18 protein-coding genes are annotated in these 17,881 nt (G+C 62.8%); 2 read left to right on the forward strand and 16 right to left on the reverse strand.

Annotated features, from left to right (window positions below):
* Positions 1–5 precede the first annotated feature (5 nt).
* From iolE to NKJ58_RS26675, 5 genes are all read right to left on the reverse strand, one after another.
* Positions 6–923 carry a myo-inosose-2 dehydratase gene (gene iolE / locus NKJ58_RS26655; protein ID WP_023739737.1) on the reverse strand — a complete coding sequence of 306 codons (918 nt, stop codon included), beginning with the start codon at positions 921–923 and terminating at the stop codon, positions 6–8.
* A gap of 146 nt (positions 924–1,069) precedes the next feature.
* Positions 1,070–2,920, reverse strand: coding sequence for a 3D-(3,5/4)-trihydroxycyclohexane-1,2-dione acylhydrolase (decyclizing) (gene iolD / locus NKJ58_RS26660; protein ID WP_352854175.1), 1,851 nt, complete (start codon positions 2,918–2,920; stop codon positions 1,070–1,072).
* Between the two features lie 33 nt (positions 2,921–2,953).
* Entirely contained in the window at positions 2,954–4,888 is a 1,935-nt protein-coding gene (locus tag NKJ58_RS26665; RefSeq protein ID WP_352519347.1) for a bifunctional 5-dehydro-2-deoxygluconokinase/5-dehydro-2-deoxyphosphogluconate aldolase, read from the reverse strand.
* Positions 4,889–5,137: 249 nt separating this feature from the next.
* The gene (locus NKJ58_RS26670; protein ID WP_023744934.1) at positions 5,138–5,473 is read right to left on the reverse strand and encodes a hypothetical protein; all 336 of its coding nucleotides are present in this window, start codon (positions 5,471–5,473) and stop codon (positions 5,138–5,140) included.
* A 233-nt stretch (positions 5,474–5,706) separates the two neighbouring features.
* Complete coding sequence (locus NKJ58_RS26675; protein ID WP_023714510.1) at positions 5,707–6,552, reverse strand: MurR/RpiR family transcriptional regulator; 846 nt, start codon at positions 6,550–6,552, stop codon at positions 5,707–5,709.
* A gap of 213 nt (positions 6,553–6,765) precedes the next feature.
* Between NKJ58_RS26675 and NKJ58_RS26680 the strand changes: the two genes are divergently transcribed.
* Positions 6,766–7,875 (forward strand): Gfo/Idh/MocA family protein, encoded by a 1,110-nt coding sequence (locus tag NKJ58_RS26680; protein ID WP_023748282.1) that lies wholly within the window; start codon positions 6,766–6,768, stop codon positions 7,873–7,875.
* Between the two features lie 8 nt (positions 7,876–7,883).
* Here the strand turns inward: NKJ58_RS26680 and NKJ58_RS26685 are convergent, their stop codons facing one another.
* Complete coding sequence (locus NKJ58_RS26685) at positions 7,884–8,582, reverse strand: helix-turn-helix transcriptional regulator (RefSeq protein ID WP_023672341.1); 699 nt, start codon at positions 8,580–8,582, stop codon at positions 7,884–7,886.
* Positions 8,583–8,708: 126 nt separating this feature from the next.
* Here NKJ58_RS26685 and NKJ58_RS26690 point away from each other — a divergent pair, with 126 nt between their 5' ends.
* Positions 8,709–9,344, forward strand: coding sequence for a LysE family translocator (locus tag NKJ58_RS26690; protein ID WP_023732715.1), 636 nt, complete (start codon positions 8,709–8,711; stop codon positions 9,342–9,344).
* Positions 9,345–9,457: 113 nt separating this feature from the next.
* Here the strand turns inward: NKJ58_RS26690 and NKJ58_RS26695 are convergent, their stop codons facing one another.
* The 10 genes from NKJ58_RS26695 to NKJ58_RS26740 all read right to left on the reverse strand — a co-directional run bounded on the left by NKJ58_RS26695 (position 9,458) and on the right by NKJ58_RS26740 (position 17,604).
* On the reverse strand, positions 9,458–9,973 hold the full coding sequence (locus NKJ58_RS26695) for an SRPBCC domain-containing protein (RefSeq protein WP_023805772.1): 516 nt from the start codon (positions 9,971–9,973) through the stop codon (positions 9,458–9,460).
* Positions 9,951–10,310: an ArsR/SmtB family transcription factor gene (locus NKJ58_RS26700; RefSeq protein ID WP_023687408.1), complete on the reverse strand. Its 360-nt coding sequence runs from the start codon at positions 10,308–10,310 to the stop codon at positions 9,951–9,953. The genes NKJ58_RS26695 and NKJ58_RS26700 overlap by 23 nt, the downstream gene beginning before the upstream one ends.
* Before the next feature lie 75 nt (positions 10,311–10,385).
* Positions 10,386–11,477: a 3-deoxy-7-phosphoheptulonate synthase gene (locus NKJ58_RS26705; RefSeq protein ID WP_023732717.1), complete on the reverse strand. Its 1,092-nt coding sequence runs from the start codon at positions 11,475–11,477 to the stop codon at positions 10,386–10,388.
* A gap of 473 nt (positions 11,478–11,950) precedes the next feature.
* Complete coding sequence (locus tag NKJ58_RS26710; RefSeq protein ID WP_023805773.1) at positions 11,951–12,373, reverse strand: type II toxin-antitoxin system VapC family toxin; 423 nt, start codon at positions 12,371–12,373, stop codon at positions 11,951–11,953.
* Positions 12,370–12,633, reverse strand: coding sequence for a type II toxin-antitoxin system Phd/YefM family antitoxin (locus NKJ58_RS26715; protein ID WP_023702090.1), 264 nt, complete (start codon positions 12,631–12,633; stop codon positions 12,370–12,372). Before NKJ58_RS26715 ends, NKJ58_RS26710 begins: the two co-directional genes overlap by 4 nt.
* A 72-nt stretch (positions 12,634–12,705) precedes the next feature.
* Positions 12,706–13,500, reverse strand: coding sequence for an SDR family oxidoreductase (locus tag NKJ58_RS26720; RefSeq protein ID WP_023805774.1), 795 nt, complete (start codon positions 13,498–13,500; stop codon positions 12,706–12,708).
* 30 nt (positions 13,501–13,530) lie between these two features.
* Positions 13,531–14,526 (reverse strand): inositol 2-dehydrogenase, encoded by a 996-nt coding sequence (gene iolG, locus NKJ58_RS26725; RefSeq protein WP_023805775.1) that lies wholly within the window; start codon positions 14,524–14,526, stop codon positions 13,531–13,533.
* Positions 14,527–14,639: 113 nt separating this feature from the next.
* The gene (locus NKJ58_RS26730) at positions 14,640–15,422 is read right to left on the reverse strand and encodes an ATP-binding cassette domain-containing protein (protein WP_027049093.1); all 783 of its coding nucleotides are present in this window, start codon (positions 15,420–15,422) and stop codon (positions 14,640–14,642) included.
* A gap of 2 nt (positions 15,423–15,424) precedes the next feature.
* Positions 15,425–16,501 (reverse strand): ABC transporter permease, encoded by a 1,077-nt coding sequence (locus NKJ58_RS26735; RefSeq protein ID WP_023687413.1) that lies wholly within the window; start codon positions 16,499–16,501, stop codon positions 15,425–15,427.
* Positions 16,502–16,662: 161 nt separating this feature from the next.
* Positions 16,663–17,604 carry a sugar ABC transporter substrate-binding protein gene (locus NKJ58_RS26740; protein ID WP_023832666.1) on the reverse strand — a complete coding sequence of 314 codons (942 nt, stop codon included), beginning with the start codon at positions 17,602–17,604 and terminating at the stop codon, positions 16,663–16,665.
* Positions 17,605–17,881 lie beyond the last annotated feature (277 nt).

The raw sequence follows: 17,881 nt of genomic DNA on the forward strand, positions 1-17,881 counted from the left end.
TCGCCTCAGGCATTGGGAAAACCCTGCGTTTCCACCGTGTAGCCGGCCGCCGTCATCACCCGCATCAGCTCCCTGTAACCCACTTGGGCCATCTTCAGCGGCGGGTTCTTTTTCGGGTCCTGCTCGGCCTCGACGACGAACCAGCCTTCATAGCCATGGTCGGCGAAGCGCTGCACGATGGCGCCGAAATCGAGCGAACCGTCGCCAGGCACCGTGAAGGCACCGAGCGCCACGGCGTCGAGAAAGGACTGCTTCGTGCGGTCGAGCCCGTCGATCACGCCCATGCGCACATCCTTCACATGGACATGGCTGATGCGCTTGTGGTGGTTGTCGATGGCGCGCAGCACATCGCCACCGGCAAAGGCGAGATGCCCTGCATCGAGCAGCAACGGAATGCCTTCGCCGGAATGGCGCATGAAGGCATCGAGCTCCGGCTCGGTCTCGACCACCGCCGCCATGTGATGGTGATAGGACAGCGGCATGCCTTGCTCTGCGCACCATTCGCCGAACTCGGTGAGGCGCCTGGCATAGGCCTTCATTTCGTCGTTCGACAATTTCGGCTTGGTGGCGAGAGGCTTGGAGCGATCACCCTGGATCGAGCGGCCGACCTCGCCATAGACGATGCAAGGCGCATTCACCGCCTTGAACAGGTCGATCATCGGCTGGATGCGATCCCTGTTCTTGCCCATATCCTCATCAACCAGCGTGCCGGAGAACCAGCCGCCGCACAGCGTCACGTCGGCCTTTTTCAGGATCGGCAGCATGATTTCGGGCTCGTTTGGGAAACGCCGGCCCATTTCCATGCCGGTGAAGCCGGCAGAGCGCGACTGGCGCAGGCACTCTTCCAGCGAGACGTCGTCGCTGAGTTCGGCAAGATCATCGTTCCACCACGCAATGGGGGACATGCCCAGTTTGGCTTTCAAGTTTTAGCTCCGGTTTCTTGTTCACCCTCCCGTTGTGGGGAGGGTCGCTGCGAAGCAGCGGGGTGGGGTGCGGCGCCAGACCCCCACCCGGACCTTCGGTCCGACCTCCCCACAAGGGGGAGGTAGGGGGCAGCGCTGACTTAGCATCAATCGCCAATAGTCTGCATCTGCCGCTTTTCGTCATAGGCCTTGCGGGCTGCGTTGACCTGCGGCCGTGCGGAGACTTCCGGCACCGCGACATCCCACCAATGGCCGCCGGCATCGGTGGAAATCAGCGGGTCGGTGTCGATGACCAGCACGGTGGTGCGGTCGTTGGTTTTCGATTTTTGCAGCGCGGTCTCCAGGCCGGTGATCGACGGCACCTTCTCGGCAATAGCGCCCATGCTCGCCGCATGCGCGGCGAAGTCGATGTCGGGCAGGATCTCGTGGCGCGCGTCCTTCAGGAGGTTGTTGAAGTTGGCGCCGCCGGTGGCCATCTGCAGCCGGTTGATGCAGCCATAACCCCTGTTGTCGAGCACCACTATGGTCAGCTTCAGGCCGAGCATCACCGACGTGACGATTTCGGAATTCATCATGAGGTATGAGCCGTCCCCGACCATGACGACGACCTCCTGGTCGGGCTTGGCCATCTTGGCGCCGAGCCCGCCGGCAATCTCGTAGCCCATGGTCGAGAAGCCATATTCGCCATGGTACGAGCCGGGCGCGCCTGCCTGCCAGAGCTTGTGCAACTCGCCCGGCAGGCCGCCCGACGCATTCAGCAGCGTTACGCCGGACCCGAGCGCGCGCTGCACGGCGCCGATCACCTGCGCGTCCGAAGGGAAGGCGGCGTTGGTCGACGCCGTCACCTTGGAGGCTTCGGCCTGCCAGGCCTTCTTGCCTTGGGTCGCATTGTCGGTCCATGTCGCCGGTGCTTTCCACTTCCCCAGCGCAGCACCGAGTTCGGCGAGCCCTTCGGCCGCATCGGCGACCAGCGGCAGCGCGCGGTGCTTGCCGGCGTCGAAAGGCTGCACGTTGAGCCCGATGATGGTCTTGCCGGAGTTCTTGAACAGCGCCCACGAGCCGGTGGTGAAATCCTGCAGGCGGGTGCCGATGGCGAGCACGACATCGGCTTCTTCCGCCAGCCGGTTGGCCGCGGACGTGCCGGTGACGCCGACCGCCGCCATGTTGAGCGGATGTGTGTCGGGCAGCGAGGATTTGCCGCCTTGCGTCTCGCAGACCGGAATGCCGGCGCTCTCGGCGAATTTCGCCAGTTCATCCGAAGCCTGCGAATACAGCACGCCGCCGCCGGCGATGATCAGCGGTTTTTTCGCACCCTTCAGCGCGGTGACCGCCGCCGCCAATTCATGCCGGTCCGGACGCGGACGGCGCTGGTGCCAGACGCGCTCGGCGAAAAAGCTCTCGGGATAGTCATAGGCCTCGGCCTGCACGTCCTGGCAGAGCGACAGCGTCACCGGGCCGCATTCCGCCGGATCGGTCAGCACCTGCATGGTCCGCGCCAATGCCGGGATGATCTGCTCGGGACGGGTGATGCGGTCGAAATAGCGCGACACCGGACGGAAGCAGTCATTGACCGTCGCGGTGCCGTCGGAAAAGTCCTCGGCCTGCTGCAGCACCGGGTCGGGAATGCGGTTGGCGAAGACATCGCCCGGCAAAAACAGGACGGGCAACCTGTTTACATGGGCGAGCGCCGCCGCCGTCACCATGTTGAGCGCACCGGGGCCGATCGAAGAGGTCGCGGCCATGAAGCGGCGGCGGAAATTGGCCTTGCCATAGGCGATCGCCGCATGCGCCATCGCCTGCTCATTGTGGGCGCGGAAGGTCGGCAATTCGTCGCGCAGCTGGTACAGCGCCTCGCCGATGCCGGCGACATTGCCGTGACCGAAGATCGCCCAGACACCGCCGAAGATGGGCACTCGTCTGCCGTCGATCTCGGTCATCTGCTTGCTCAGAAAGCGGGTCAGCGCCTGCGCCATCGTCAGGCGGATTGTCTTGCTCATGGTGTTTTCCTCCGCAGTCCTCTTGCCGCGCCTTTATGCTGCTTTACGGCCACGCGCGGCAAGCCACGCTTCGGTCAACTGTTCGAAGCGCGCGGCCATGTCGGCGATAGCCTCGTCATCCGTCATCTTGCCCGCCAGCCATTGTTCGGCGGCGTGGACGAAGATGGTGCGGCCGACGGCAAAGCCCTTGACGATCGGCGCCTTGGCGGTGGCGGCAAAGGCCGCTTCCAGTTCGTCCTGCGGCGCTTCGAGACCCAGCAGCACGACGCCACGACACCAGGGATCGTGCTTCAGGATCACCGCTTCGATCTTGGCCCAGGCGCCGGCCGACGCCTGCGGTTCGAGCTTCCACCAGTCCGGCTTGATGCCAAGCGCATAGAGTTCTTCCAGGGCGCGCGGGATGGTCGTTTCGTCGAGCTTGCCGTGCTTGCCGGCGATGATCTCGACCAGAAGCTCCCGGCCGACCTTCCGCGCGGCTTCGAACAGCGAGCGCAGCTTCTGCTGCTGCTCTTCCTTGAGCGCTGCCGGATCGTCGGGGTGATAGAAGCACAGGCATTTGATGCAGTGGTCGACCGGCCATTCCACCAGTTGCGAGCCGATGTCCTGCGAGAACTCGAAGCGCAGCGGCCGCGAGCCCGGCAGTTCGACGGGACGGCCGAGCCAGGCAAAGGGGTGGCGGGCGAATTCGAACATCGCTTCGCGGCCATGCTTCTCGTCGATCAGCATGCCATAGCCGTCGCGGCCGGCGGCGACTTTCGCCGCAGCCTTGACCGCCAGCACCTTGAAATCGCGGATGCGCGCCGGATCGGCGCCGGTCTTTGCCGCGACGTCCTCAAGCTGCACACGGTGGTCGCAGGCGAGCGCCATCATCGAGGGGATATCGCGGCGGCGGGTCGTCGCCCAATGGATGTGGTTGATCGCCTCGTCCTTGCGCAGAGCGAGGTGCTTGCTGCCGTTCCTGAGGAAGAACTGCAATTCCTCGAAGGTCGGATATTCCGGCGCGCAGAGCAGCCGCGACACGGCGAAAGCGCCGCAGGCATTGGCCCAGGTCGCCGCTGTCGCATGATCTTCGCCACCCAGCCAGCCGCGCAGGAAACCGGACATGAAGGCATCGCCCGCGCCCAGCACATTATAGATCTCGATCGGAAAGCCCTTGCCGACGATACCGTCTTCCAGATCGTCGCTGACCGGCCCGTCATAGACGATGCAGCCCATGGCGCCGCGCTTCAGTACGATGGTTGCCTTGGACAGCGCGCGGATCGTCTTCAGCGCGCTCAGGCAATCGTCGGCGCCCGAGGCGATCATGATCTCTTCCTCGGTGCCGACGATGAGGTCGCAATCGGGCAGCACCGTCTTCAGCTGGGCTGAGACGCGGTCGGATTTGACATAGCGCTCAAAACCTTCGGCATGGCCGGCGAGCCCCCAGAGGTTGGGGCGGTAGTCGATGTCGAACACCACCTTGCCGCCCTTGGCCTTGATGATGCGGATCGCCTTGCGCTGGGCGGCGTCGCTGTTGGGCCGGGAAAAATGCGTGCCGGTGACGACGATCGAGCGGGCCGAGGCGATGAAGGCTTCATCGATGTCTTCTTCGGCGAGCGCCATGTCGGCGCAGTCGCTGCGATAAAAGATCATTGGCGAGACGCCTTCGCTCTCGACCGAAAGCAGCACCAGGGCCGTCAGCCGTTCCTGGTCGGTCTTGAGCCCATCGACATTGACGCCTTCGCGCCGCAGCTGCTCGCGGATGAAGCGGCCCATCTGCTCGTCGCCGACGCGGGTGAGCAGCGCCGAGCGCAGGCCTAGTCTCGCCGTGCCAACCGAGATGTTGGCCGGGCAGCCGCCGACCGATTTGGCAAAGGAGCCGATGTCCTCCAGCCGCGAGCCGATCTGCTGGCCGTAAAGGTCGACGGAAGCGCGACCGATGGTGATGACATCGAGCGTCGCCTGTTTGGCGTCCACGGCTTCGCTCATTGGAACCTCCCGTCGGTCTTGTTGTCTTGAGCAACGTAGTTGGGGGACACGCGCGAGCGGCAGCGTGGCGCCGGGAATATGAAATAATAATTCCAATCCATAGTCAATATGGAATGAGCATTCCTTCCTTTAAAAGTGCCGAAGAGCGATGGCTGCTGGAGACTTAGGATGGAGACCCGTTACCGCGCAACCAGATGTGGATCGAGACGAGTTTGAGGGGGAAAGCCGCCAGCCGACAAAACGATTCGGTTATGAAAAAGCACGCCAGACCACACTCCCAAGGTCGGGAGAGTAGCGGGCGATGATAGCCTCCTGATCATTTTCCTGCGTCAGAGTTACCTGCTTCCCAGTAGCGTCACCTAGCAATCGCACAAAGCGGTCAAGGTGCTCAATCTCAGTTTCTCCGCTGACTTGCCTAGGATCGAAGTCGAACTCGATTTCGACAACGGTGAAGAAGTGACATGCAAGCTGGATTGGCCCGACGTAAAAAGAAAGTAGGCTGTCTGTTTCGCTTTCCAGGGCGGCTTCGACCCCCAATGGCATCGATTCGATCTTGCCGGAGACACTGAAATTGGCGGGGTCCATTCGAGGAGGATGTCCCAGACGGCCTGCCAATCTGCCTCAGACGTGTTCAGAACGTAGATATCTCGCCATGAGCCGTCCCAAGCGAAATCCGATGCGATCTGTTCCCAATTCATGCATGAACCATTCTCGATGAACTTCGGTTCTAGCATGGCATACGGGATGATCCCTTTCCACAGATCCCAAGTCCGCATTTTCCGGACGGAAAACCGCTTCACGCCTTTTTCTGGGATTGCCTAGACCTTGCGCTTCTTTCCGGTGCTGCGCCGCTTCTCGCCGACGCCGACGGTGAGCGCCATGGCCAGCGCCATGGTGGCCGACAGCGAGCGGAAGCCGGCGAAATCGGCCTCGGCGACCTCGAACCAGACCTTGGCGAACTGCGCTAGTGGCGAAAACGAACTGTCGGTGATGGCGACGATCGGCACGCCCTGTTCGGAAATGGTGCGGGCTTCCTCGATGGTGGCCGGTGCGTAGGGCGAGAAGCTGATGGCGATGACGGCGTCGGCCGGGGTGGCGAAGGCGACCATTTCGGCATTGAGGCCGGCGGCGGATTCGATCAGCTGGTTGCGGATCTTCAGTTTGCCCAAGGCATAGGCGATATAGCTTGCCACCGGGTAGGAGCGCCGCTTGGCCAGGACATAGATGGTCTCGGCCTTGGCCAGCAGCGAGATCGCGTCTTCCAGATGCGCCTCGTCGAGCGTTCGCGAAATATCGTTGAGCGAAGTGCTGGCGGCGGCGACGAAGCCGTCGAAGATGGCTCGGTGTCCAGCACCCGCATCGGCCTTGGCGCGCAGCGCCTGAAGGCGTTCGTCATAAGAGGAATTGCGCTCGCGCAGCCGCTCGCGAAACACCTGCTGCAGGCTGGTGAAGCCGTCAAAGCCTAGTTGCTGGGCAAAGCGGATCAGGGTGGACGGCTGCACGCCCGCCGAAGCAGCGATGCTGGCGGCGGTGCCGAAGGCGATGTCATCAGGGTTGTCGAGCGCGTAGGCGGCGATCTGGGCGATGCGCTTGGGCAAGGTTTCACGGCGATCGAGGATCGTGGCGCGCAGCGTCTCGAAGTCGCGAGGTACCCGTTCGTCCATCGTCGCCCCGTCCAAGCTCATCTAGAGCATGATGCCGAAAAGTGTGCAGCGGTTTTCGGACGACATCATGCTCTCTTTAACTCAAGTGACGTCCTCTCTGCCCCATCATAGCGAGCCTGCGCAAGAAGGCCATAAAAAATGAGGCAGACATTCCATTCGGAGAAGAAATGGACTAATTCATCCATCGATCGCTTCAGTTATTGGGAGAAAGAAATGGTCGGCGTTGGTCTTATCGGCACGGGTTTCATGGGCAAATGCCACGCCATTGCGTGGAGCGCCGTCGGTGCCGTCTTTCCCGATGTCGCCAAGCCGAAGCTGGTCCATCTCGGCGAGGTCAACGAGGAGCTGGCCAAGCGCAAGGCCGGTGAGTTCGGCTTCGCCAAGGCGTCGGGCGACTGGCGTGCCGTCGTCAACGACCCCGAGGTCGATATCGTCTCGCTGACCACGCCCAATCAGTTCCATCCGGAGATGGCCATCGCTATTCTCGAAGCCGGCAAGCATCTGTGGTGCGAGAAGCCGATGGCGCCGAGCTTTGCCGAAGCAGCGGCGATGGCGGCCGCGGCGAAGAAGTCCGGCAAGGTCGCAGCGCTTGGCTACAACTACATACAGAGCCCGGCCATCCGCCACATCGGCGCGCTGCTCGAGGAAAAGATCATCGGCGAGGTCAACCATCTGCGCATCGAGATGGACGAGGACTTCATGGCCGATCCGGAAGCGCTGTTCTTCTGGAAGCATGAGGCCGCATCCGGCTATGGCGCGCTCGACGATTTCGCCGTGCATCCGCTGTCGCTGGTGTCGACGCTGTTCGGCCGCGTCGCAAAAGTCATCTGCGACATGGCCAAACCCTATGTCGACCGCAAGCTGGCCAGCGGCGGCCGCCGTGCGGTGGAGACCTACGACATCGCCAGCGTTTTGATGCATCTGGAAAACGGCATTGCCGGCACGCTGCTGGTCAACCGCTCGGCCTGGGGCCGCAAGGGCCGCATCGCCATACAGATTTTCGGCTCCAAGGGATCGATCCTGTTCGACCAGGAGCGGATGAACGAAATCCAGCTCTATGTCACCGCCGATCGCCCGACCGAACAGGGCTACCGCACCATATTGGTGGCGCCGCACCACAAGCCTTACGACGCCTTCCTCCCGGCGCCGGGCCATGGGCTAGGTTTCAACGACCTCAAGATCATCGAGTGCCACGAATTGCTGACGCGGCTTGCCGGCAAGCCGGCACGGGTCATCGAATTTGCCGAAGGGCTGGAGATCGAGCGCACCGTGCACGCGATGGCGAGGTCGTTCGAGGAAAAGCGCTGGGTGGATGTGCGGTAAGATCCGCTTCAGCCGCCAGCGACAGCGTTCGCCTCCCAGCCACTGACCCAGACCTGCCGCAGGCGATCGCCTTCGCCCTTGAAGCGCAGCCCGGTCGCCCGGCAATCCGCGATGCGGTCGCTGCGGAAATTGCGGATGGCCTGGCGCAATTCGCACCAGGCGACGATGTTGGCGGTTTCTGAATAGTAGATCAGCGCGATCGGACGGATCAGCCGCTCGGAGGCGCGGCCGATTTCGTCGCGATAGGACAGGTCGAGCTTTTCCTCGTCGCGGATGGCGCGGCGCACAAGCGCCAGATCGATGGTGCCGATTGCCGGTGCTGCGAACCCCCAGACATGCAGCGCGTTGGCGTCGAACGCCTGGCGCAACGGCGGCGGCACGGCGCTGGCGATCTTGGCGCTGACGCGCTTGGCCGCCTGCTTGAGTTCGCTGTCTCCCGTGCGCTCCAGCAGGGCGAGCGACAGGACGATCGCTTCCATCTCCTCGATCGAAAACATCAGCGGCGGCAGGTCGAAGCCGGGCCGCAATATGTAGCCGATACCGCGCCCGCCTTCGATCGGCACGCGCATTGCCTGCAGTGCGGCGATGTCGCGATAGATCGAACGCATCGTGACTTCCAGCTGCCCGGCGATCATGGCTGCCGTCACCGGCTGCCGCGCCAGCCGCAGGATCTGGATAATCTCGAACAGCCGCGACGCCTTGCGCATTTCCTCTCCCTGATGAACGCTACTGACACATCCCCGTCAGTTGGGGTGATTTATTGGACTGCCTATCGGGTTGAAAATCAACGAATTCCTCAACGGCACCCCAGCAGGAAGCGACAGGCAACTGACATGAGCTACGCGGAAAATCTCTGGCTGTTCTTTATCCTGCTGTCCGGCATCATCATCGTACCCGGGATGGACATGCTGTTCGTGCTTGCCAATGCGCTCACCGGCGGCCGCGACCGGGGCCTCGCCGCCACCGCCGGCATCATGGTCGGCGGCATCGTGCACACGCTGAACGGCGCCATCGGCGTCGGCCTGCTGATGCATTTCGTACCGATCCTGTACAAGCCGCTGCTGATAGCAGGCGCCGCCTACATGGCCTTCATCGGTATTTCGCTGATGCGCAGTTCCATCACCGTCGGCCATGACGGGCTCGTCGGCAGCCGCACGGCCTGGAAGGCCTTTCGCCAGGGACTGGTGACCTGCCTGATCAACCCGAAGGCCTATCTCTTCATATTTGCCGTCTATCCGCAGTTCCTGAAGCCGGATTACGGCCCGATCTGGATGCAGGCGACGGTCATGGGCCTGCTGACGGTGGCGACTCAGGCCGCGATCTATGGCGGGCTCGCCATCACCGCCGGCCGCAGCCGCAATCTGCTGGTGGCCAACCCGCGGGCGACCGCTTTTGCGGGCCGCGCGGCCGGACTGCTGCTGTTTGCGGTCTCGGTGTTCACGGCTTGGGAGGGGCTGAGGATGGCGTGATCGCGATCAAGCGATGACGCCGCGTTTCTTCGTCTCGGCGCTGCGCTTGCGGATCACTATCCCGGTCTTTGTCGTCGAGGGCGGCAGCAACCGCGTCCCCGAGATCGACGACGTCATGACCGCCTCACGCCTTCGCCCAAGACGACGAGAAGCTCGTCCAATTGCTCGAACGTCTCGCCCATCGCATCCGCCGCCCCGGTACCGGCCGCGTCGAGAGCCTGCTTCGAGGGATAGAGTTCGTGCATGACCAGCAGCGTATTGCCACCCTTTTCCTCGAAGGTCAGCGTGGTGACGGGTCCACCGTCACCACCTTCGTCATTGGTCCAGACAAGGCGTGAGTGCGGTGTCACTTCGATATACCTGCCGAAGAATTCGTGAAGGTCCGAGGCGTCGTGGCCGAACACCAGGCGGTACGTGCCTCCGGTACGAGCATCCATCTCACATGAACGCAGGAACATGCCCATCGACTTCGGCACCCACCACTGCTTGAACAGCTCGGGCTTGGTCCACGCCTCGAACACGATGCGCGCCGGACCGTTGACTGTTCGCGTGACGACCAGCTCGCGCTCGGACTTCCGTTCGACCGTGGTGCGGCTGTTCGTGGGCTCACTCTCGGTTCTTTGGCGCATCGGCTTTCTCCTTCCGTTTCAATTCCTCGACAACCTTGTCCAACTCGTTGAAGCGTGCGTCCCAGAGCAGGCGGTGCCGCTCGATCCAGGCCGCCTCTTCCTCCAGTCCGCGCAGGCCGAGCTTGCAGGTCCGCACGCGGCCAACCTTCTGCGTGGTGACGAGCCCCGCCTGCTCCAGGACGCCGACGTGCTTCTTCATGCCCGTGAGGGTCATGTGGAACTTTCCGGCAAGCTCGGTGATCGAAGCATCTGCGCGTCCGAGCTGCTCCAGAACGCCACGCCGGGTGGCGTCCGAGAGCGCGGCGAACGAGGAGTCCAAGTCGGCATACTGAACCATATGGTTCAGTATCTAGCAGACCGGTGGCCGGGGTGCAAGGGGAGCCGCAGCGTCCTTCCCGCGCATCGCCTCGTATCAGGCGGCGCCCGGCCGGTTCTCCATCATGGCGCGGCGGGCTGAGCGGCGCCATTCTACGGCGCCGGCGAGGCCGTGCAGCACCGTCTCGGTGGTCGCCCAGTCGATGCAGCCATCTGTGATGCTCTGGCCATAGACGAGCGGCTTGCCGGGCACGACATCCTGACGGCCGGCAACGAGATTGCTCTCGATCATGAGGCCGATGATGCGTTCGTCGCCCGCCGCGACCTGACCGGCGACATCCGCCGCCACCTTGGGCTGGTTCTCCGGCTTCTTGGCCGAGTTGGCGTGGCTGACGTCGATCATCAGCCGGGGTGCAACGCCGATGCGGGCGAGTTCGGCCGAGGCTGCCTCGACGCTCGCCGCATCGTAATTCGGCTGAACGCCGCCGCGCAGGATGACGTGGCAGTCCTCATTGCCGGTAGTAGTCGCAATGCCGCTGCGTCCGCCCTTGGTCACCGCCATGAAATGATGCGGCTGGGCGGCGGATTTCACCGCCTCGGCGGCGATCCTGAGATTGCCGTCGGTGCCGTTCTTGAAGCCGACCGGGCAGGACAGGCCGGAAGCCAGTTCGCGGTGGATCTGGCTCTCGGTGGTGCGCGCGCCGATGGCGCCCCAGGCGACGAGATCGGCAATGTATTGCGGCGTCGTCATGTCGAGAAATTCGGTGGCCGAGGGCAGGCCGAGATTGTTGACCGCCGACAGCACGTTGCGCGCCATCCGCAGCCCCTTGTCGATGTTGAAGCTGCCGTCGAGATCGGGATCGTTGATAAGGCCCTTCCAGCCGACGGTCGTGCGCGGCTTTTCGAAATAGACCCGCATGACGATCTCCAACCGGTCGGACAGGGTCTCGCGCAGCGCCACCAGCCGGCTGGCATAGTCAACGGCCGCGACCGGGTCGTGGATCGAACACGGGCCGACGATGACAAGCAGCCGGTCGTCGGTGCCGTTCAAGATGGCATGGGTGGCGTTGCGTGATGCGCTCACGGTGCGCGTTGCCGTCAGCGTGCGCGGGATCTCCCGCATCACCTCGTCCGGCGTACTCAATTCTCGGATTTCCTTGACCCGAAGATCGTCTGTGGTGGTCAACACGGCTTTCTGCTCCTGTTTTTAGGAGACCTGCCGGCTGATACAAAAAAGCCGCCAGGTCTGGCGGCTGTTCGGACTTGTTGCTGCAATCTTCAGATCGAGCGCAATCCTCCCGCCGCCAGCGAGCTGCTAAAGTACCAATACGAGGCGGTCAGGTTGATCATCAGGCGTCATATAGTCGATGCCGAGGCGCTTGTCACGTGGGGTATGCGGAGACAATTCGGGATGGGCCGAATCCTCGCGATTTCGTCATCCCTGGGCGGAGCAGGAGCGAAGCTCCGTCGCGGAGACCCTGGGATCCATTCCGTGACCTGGGCCGTGGAGTGCGGCGGAGCAGAATTCTGGACCGTAGCAGCGCTCTGAAGTCGCGGCATGGATCCTCGGGTCTGCGCTGCGTCGCCACGCTCCTTGCTCCGCCCGTGGATGACGAAGTGCCGGCGGTTCGCCAATCGCCAACACGTATAACGCGGAGCGGCTCATGCGGTCCAGGGATCGAAGAGTTCAAGCCCAAAGCCTTCGAAATGTTTCGTATTGCGCGTTGCCAAGGTGAGCTCGTGCGCAATCGCAGTGGCTGCGATCAGGCCGTCCATCGACGATAGACCACGACCGCGGCGCTTGCCAAAACCCATCAGGTCGCCCCAGGCCAAGGCAACCGCATCGTCCACCGGCAAAACCCGCTGTTCGAAGCGCTGGGGCAGGTCCCGGGCGAGCCATTCGGCCAGCGCCTCGCGTTTGCGGCCCTCATCCATCAGAGAGACGCCGCGCCGGATCTCGGCGATCGACACTACGCTGATGAAGGAGCGGTCCTCATCAAGCTCGTCCAGCCAGCCCAGGACACGTGCGACAGGCGCTGGCCTCGTCACCTCGGACAGGACATTCGTGTCGAGCAGCAGTCTCACCGCGGCAGGTCACGCGGTTCGTCGCGCTGACGTTCAAGGTCGAGATCGGCGCCGCGCAGCGGCGAGTCCAGCAGGAACTCGGCAAGCGTACCCTTGCGTGCGATCTTGCGCTGCCATTCCTCGGCCGAGACGACAACCACGCTTGGTTTGCCGTTCTTGGTGATCGTCTGCGGCGAGGACTGCGCGCGCTCGATGACCTCGGAGAGCCGGGCTTTTGCCCCGGCAACCGTCCAGTTGGTGCCTTTGGATGACGTTAGCATCGCATCCCTCGCGACTATCATGACTATCATGACTATTTGGGAATGGCGATGTTGCTGCAACAGGGTTTGAAGCTACTCCGGCGAGGTCCCCGCGACGTTCTGGTCATAGTCGACCAGCGAGCCGGTCATGACGCCGGATTGCGGGCTGGCCATGTAGCTGATCAGCCGCGCCAGTTGGTCGGGCTTGACCAGTTGGCCCATCGGCTGGCCGGCCTCTGCCTTTGCCAGCCAGTCGTCGGAGGCGCCGTGCCATTTCTTCTGCACGATGTCCTCGCCCTCGGTGTCCATCCAGCCCGGCAGAACGGCGTTGCAGCGGATGCGGTTGGAGCGATAGGCGTTGGCGACGTTCTTGGTCAGTGTCGCCAGTGCACCCTTGCTCGATGAATAGGGCGCCAGGAACGACTGGCCGCAATGCGCCGACATAGAGAGCACGTTGACGATCGAGCCCGGCGCCTTCTGGTCCAGGAGATGGGCCACCACGCCCTGCATCAGGAAGAACGGGCCGCGCACGTTGGTCTGGAAAATCTGGTCGAAGGTCTCCTCGGAGGTTTCGACCAGCGACCCGCGCGCGGAGGTGGCTGCGGCGTTGACCAGCGCGTTGATGGTGCCGAAATGCGAGACGGCGGTGGCGACGGCACGCTTGCAGTCGGCCACCTTCGAAACGTCGGCGCTGATGAAGATCGCGTCGACGCCGGCGTTGTTGAAGTGGGCGACCGCCTTGTCGCCCTTCTCCTGCGAACGGCCGATGAGCGCCAGCGCCTTGCAGCCCTCGTCGGCCAGCGCTTCGGCGACGGCAAAGCCGATGCCTTGCGCGCCGCCGGTGACGATAGCGCGCGTGTTCGAATTGCGATCGGCGGATGTGCTCATCGCTCTGCTCCTGTGCCCTGGTTCCGGTTCTTACTTGTCGAGACGGACGGTCTTGCCTGATGTCGCCGACTTCAGCGCGGCATCGGCCAGCTTCAGCGCCACGAGGCCGTCGGCGCCGCTCGGCGATGCCTTCTTGCCCGAGGTTGCAGCAGTGATGAAAGCGGCAATCTCGATGGCGTAGGCGTCGAGATAGCGGGTCATGAAGAAGTCGTGCAGCGGCGGGCGCGTATAGCCCTTCTCATTGGCGACCTCGATCGACACAGGCCGCTGGTTTTCGGCGGCGACCATGCCCTTGGAGCCATGCACCTCGATGCGCTGGTCGTAGCCATAGGTGGCGCGGCGCGAATTGGAGATGACGGCCTGCTTGCCGGACGCGGTTTCGAGGATGACGCTGACCGAATCGAAATCGCCGGCCTCACCGATCTTCTTGTCGACCAGAACCGAGGCATGGGCGCTGACCGCGACCACCTCTTCGCCGAGCAGGAAGCGCGCCATGTCGAAGTCGTGGATGGTCATGTCGCGAAAGATGCCGCCGGAGCGCTTGATATAGTCGATCGGCGGCGCACCGGGATCGCGCGAGGTGATGGTGACCATCTCGACCTTGCCGATCGCGCCGTCGTCGATCGCCTTGCGCACGGCGGCGAAATGCGGATCGAAGCGGCGGTTGAAACCGACCATCAGCGTCGCCTTGGCCTTGTCGACCACGGCCAGGCATTTCTCGACACGCTTGACGTCGAGGTCGATCGGCTTCTCGCAGAAGATCGCCTTGCCGGCCTTGGCGAAACGCTCGATCAGATCGGCATGGGTGTCGGTCGGCGTGCAGATGACCACGGCGTCGATGTCCTTGGCCTTCTCGATCGCGTCGATGGTGCGCACTTCGGCGCCATAGGCGGTTGCCAACTCGGTCGCCGCCTTTTCAAAAGCGTCGGCAACGGCCACCAGTCTGGCCTGCGGGTTGGAGCCGACGGCGCGGGCATGGACCTTGCCGATGCGGCCGGCACCGAGGAGGGCGAAACGAACAGTCATGGGGTATTTCCTCTAGGGGGATGGGTTCGAGAGAGTTGTGTCTCCACCTTCCTTTTGAGAAAGGTGGCAAGATAATTTTTCGAGCACGCCAGAAAACAGGATGACCATCCTGTTCAGGCCGCGAGTTCCGCCTCCCCGGTCTTGGCGCCGGTGATGTAGGAGACGATGTCGTTGCCGTCGGTGTTTTCCTTGCGCAGGTTGGCGACGATGCGGCCGCGCCGGAAGACGACGATGCGGTCGCACAGGTCGAACACCTGGCGCATGTTGTGGCTGATCAGGATCAGCGGCTCGCCATTGTCCTTCAGCGTGCGGATGATGTTCTCGACCTGCGCCGTCTCCTGCACGCCAAGGGCTGCCGTCGGCTCGTCCATGATGATCAGCTTGGAGGCGAAGGTCGCGGTCCGGGCGATGGCAACGCACTGGCGCTGGCCGCCCGACATGTGACGGATGGTGTTGGACAGATTGGGGATTTTCACGGCCGTGCGGATCAGCGCCGCCTCGGTCGCCTTGCGCATATATTTGCGGTCGAGGATAGAGAACGGGCCGAGATTGAAAAGCACCTTTTCGCGGCCGAGGAACAGGTTCGACGGCACGTCGAGATCGTCGGCCAGCGCCAGATTCTGGAACACGGTCTCGATGCCCGCCGTGCGCGCTTCGATCGGCCCGGCAAAATTCACTTCCCTGCCGTCGAACCAGATCTGGCCGCTGGTGCGCTGCTCGACGGCGGTGATCTGGCGCACGAAGGTGGATTTGCCGGCGCCATTGTCGCCCATGATGGCGACATGCTCGCCCTTGCGCAGCTCGAAATTCGCGCCTTCCAGCGCATGGACGCCGCCATAGCGTTTGGTCAGGTTTTCGGTCTTCAGGACGATGTCTGTCGTGGAGATATCTGGCATGGTCAAGCCCTCAATGCCCGCATGCGCTGGCGCCATTGGTCGAGAACGACCGCGCCGACGATGATCACGCCCTTGACCATCTCCTGATAGTAGGCGTCGAGGCGCAGGAAGGTGAAGCCGGAAATGATGACGCCGAAGATCAGCGAGCCGATCACGGTGCCGACGATCGAGCCGCGGCCGCCCGACAAAGAGACGCCGCCGATGACCGCCATGGCGATGGCGTCGAGCTCGTACATGACGCCCATGCCGGACTGTGCTGTCAGGTTCTTGGAGGAGAGCACGACAGCGGCCAGCGCGGCGAGGATGCCGGCAATGACATAGACGAGGATCTTGTGGTTGGCGATCTTGATGCCCGACATGCGCGCGGCATCCTCGTTGGAGCCGATGGCGTAGCAGTGCTTGCCGTAGCGTGTGTAGGTCATGATCAGCTGGAACAGCACCGCCAGCGACAGGAAGATGATGACCGGCATCAGCCCCTTGCCGATTCCAGCGAAACTTTCGGTCGGAAACGAGATCGGCTGGCCCTTGGACCACCATTTGGCAATGCCGCGCGCGGTCACCATCATGCCGAGCGTGGCAATGAACGGCGGAATGCGCGTGTATGCAATCAAGGAGCCGTTGACGAGACCGGCGAGCAGACCGCAGCCGATGGCGACTAGTACCGGCACGATGACCGGCAGGTCGGTCCAGCCTTGCGCCAGGAACATCGCCTTGGGGTTGGGGTTACCGTTGACCGTCGCCACCTGGGCAAAACTCATGGCGATCATGGCGGTGGCGCCGACGATCGAGCCCGAGGACAAGTCGATGCCGCCGCAAATGATCACCTGCGTGACGCCGATGGCGATGATGCCGACGATCGACACCTGCAGGATGATGATCTGCAGGCGGGCCTCATTGAAGATCCCGGCGACGTTGTCGCGCGTGTTGAACAGGAAGCTGTCGCCAAGAAAGATGCGGCCGATCATTTCGAAGATGACGACCAGAATGACCAGCGCCAGGAAGACGTTGAATTCGGCCGGCCATGTCCGCCTCTTCGCGTCATAGCTGACCCCGCCGACGCCATGAGATGTCTGTGACATGCCTTGTCCTCCGTGAGGCCGCATTTGCCCTTCCGCCCCTCAGGGCGGTGGGGGAAACGGGAGCGGCGCGGTTGCGCCGCTCTCTTGTTTGTTTGTCGCAATTCCGGACGGAAAACCGCTTCACACTTTTTCCTGGAATTGCTTACGCGTGAGTTGCCGGCTCAGTTCTTCTTCAGGAACTTGTCGATGTTGGCCGGCGTAACCAGCTGGAAGGGCACGTAGACCTTGTGCTCGACCTTCTCGCCCTTGGCGAGCTTCAGTGCCGCGTCGAGCGCGCCGGCGCCCTGGCCGGCCGCGTCCTGGAACACGGTCGCATCGAGGTCGCCCGCTTGCATGGCGGCAAGCGCGTCCTGCGTGGCGTCGACCCCACCGACGACAACCGTCTTCATGTCGATGTTGGCGGCCTTCATCGCCTGGATGGCGCCGATGGCGCTTTCGTCATTGTTGGCGATGACGCCGTCGAACGGCTTGCCGGTCGACAGCCAGTTGGTCATCAGGTTCTGCGCTTCGTCGCGGTTCCAGTTCGAAGTCTGCTTGTCGATGATCTTGATGAAGCTGCACTCCGGCGTGGCGATCACCTCTTCGATGTCCTTGGTGCGCTGCACGGCGGCCTGGTTGGAAAGCTCGCCCATGATGACATAGACATTGGCTTCCTTCTTGCCGGCCTCGGTGAACAGGCGGCAGACTTCCTTGGTCTCGAGCGTGCCGGAATCGGCCTCGTTCGACGCGACGAAGGCCTGGTTGTCCGGCAGCGTGTCGACATTGACCGGCTGGCGGTTGACATAGACCAACGGGATCTTGGCGGCTGCGGCGGCGTCCGACATCGCCTGCGTGGCCGAGGTGTCGACCGGGTTGACGATGATGGCGTCGACGCCCGAGGCGGCGAAGTTCTTGATCTGGTCGAGCTGCTTGGCGACGTCGTTCTGCGCGTCCTCGACCTGCAGTTCCACGCCGCTCATGGCCTTGGCCTGCTCGATCATGCCGTTGCGCAGCACGGTGAGGAAGTTGTCGTCGAACTTGGCCATCGACACGCCGACCTTGGCGGCAAAAGCGGACGAACTCATCAGCGCCGCAAAGGCGACGCCCAAAATCAGTTTCTTCATTGTGTTTCTCCTCCACATTGGTGTCCGGCTGCACCGATCTACCCGGAATCCCCGATAGCCCGAGGAATCTCTCCCTGATGCCTTCCTGTTCCGTATGGCGTTTTGTCCAAGGGATGGAACGCCAGGCTCCCAGTTTGAAACAGATGTTCCGGAACGAAAGAACCAAAATACCAATCTGATGAAATATTTATTCCATTTTTTCGCGAGACGTCAAGAGCGATTCCTAAGTCGGAAAGCGGATTTTCGGTCGCCGCGCCGCAATTTCACGTCGAATCGA

The organism is Mesorhizobium sp. M0139 (assembly GCF_040322455.1).
GTDB lineage: Bacteria > Pseudomonadota > Alphaproteobacteria > Rhizobiales > Rhizobiaceae > Mesorhizobium.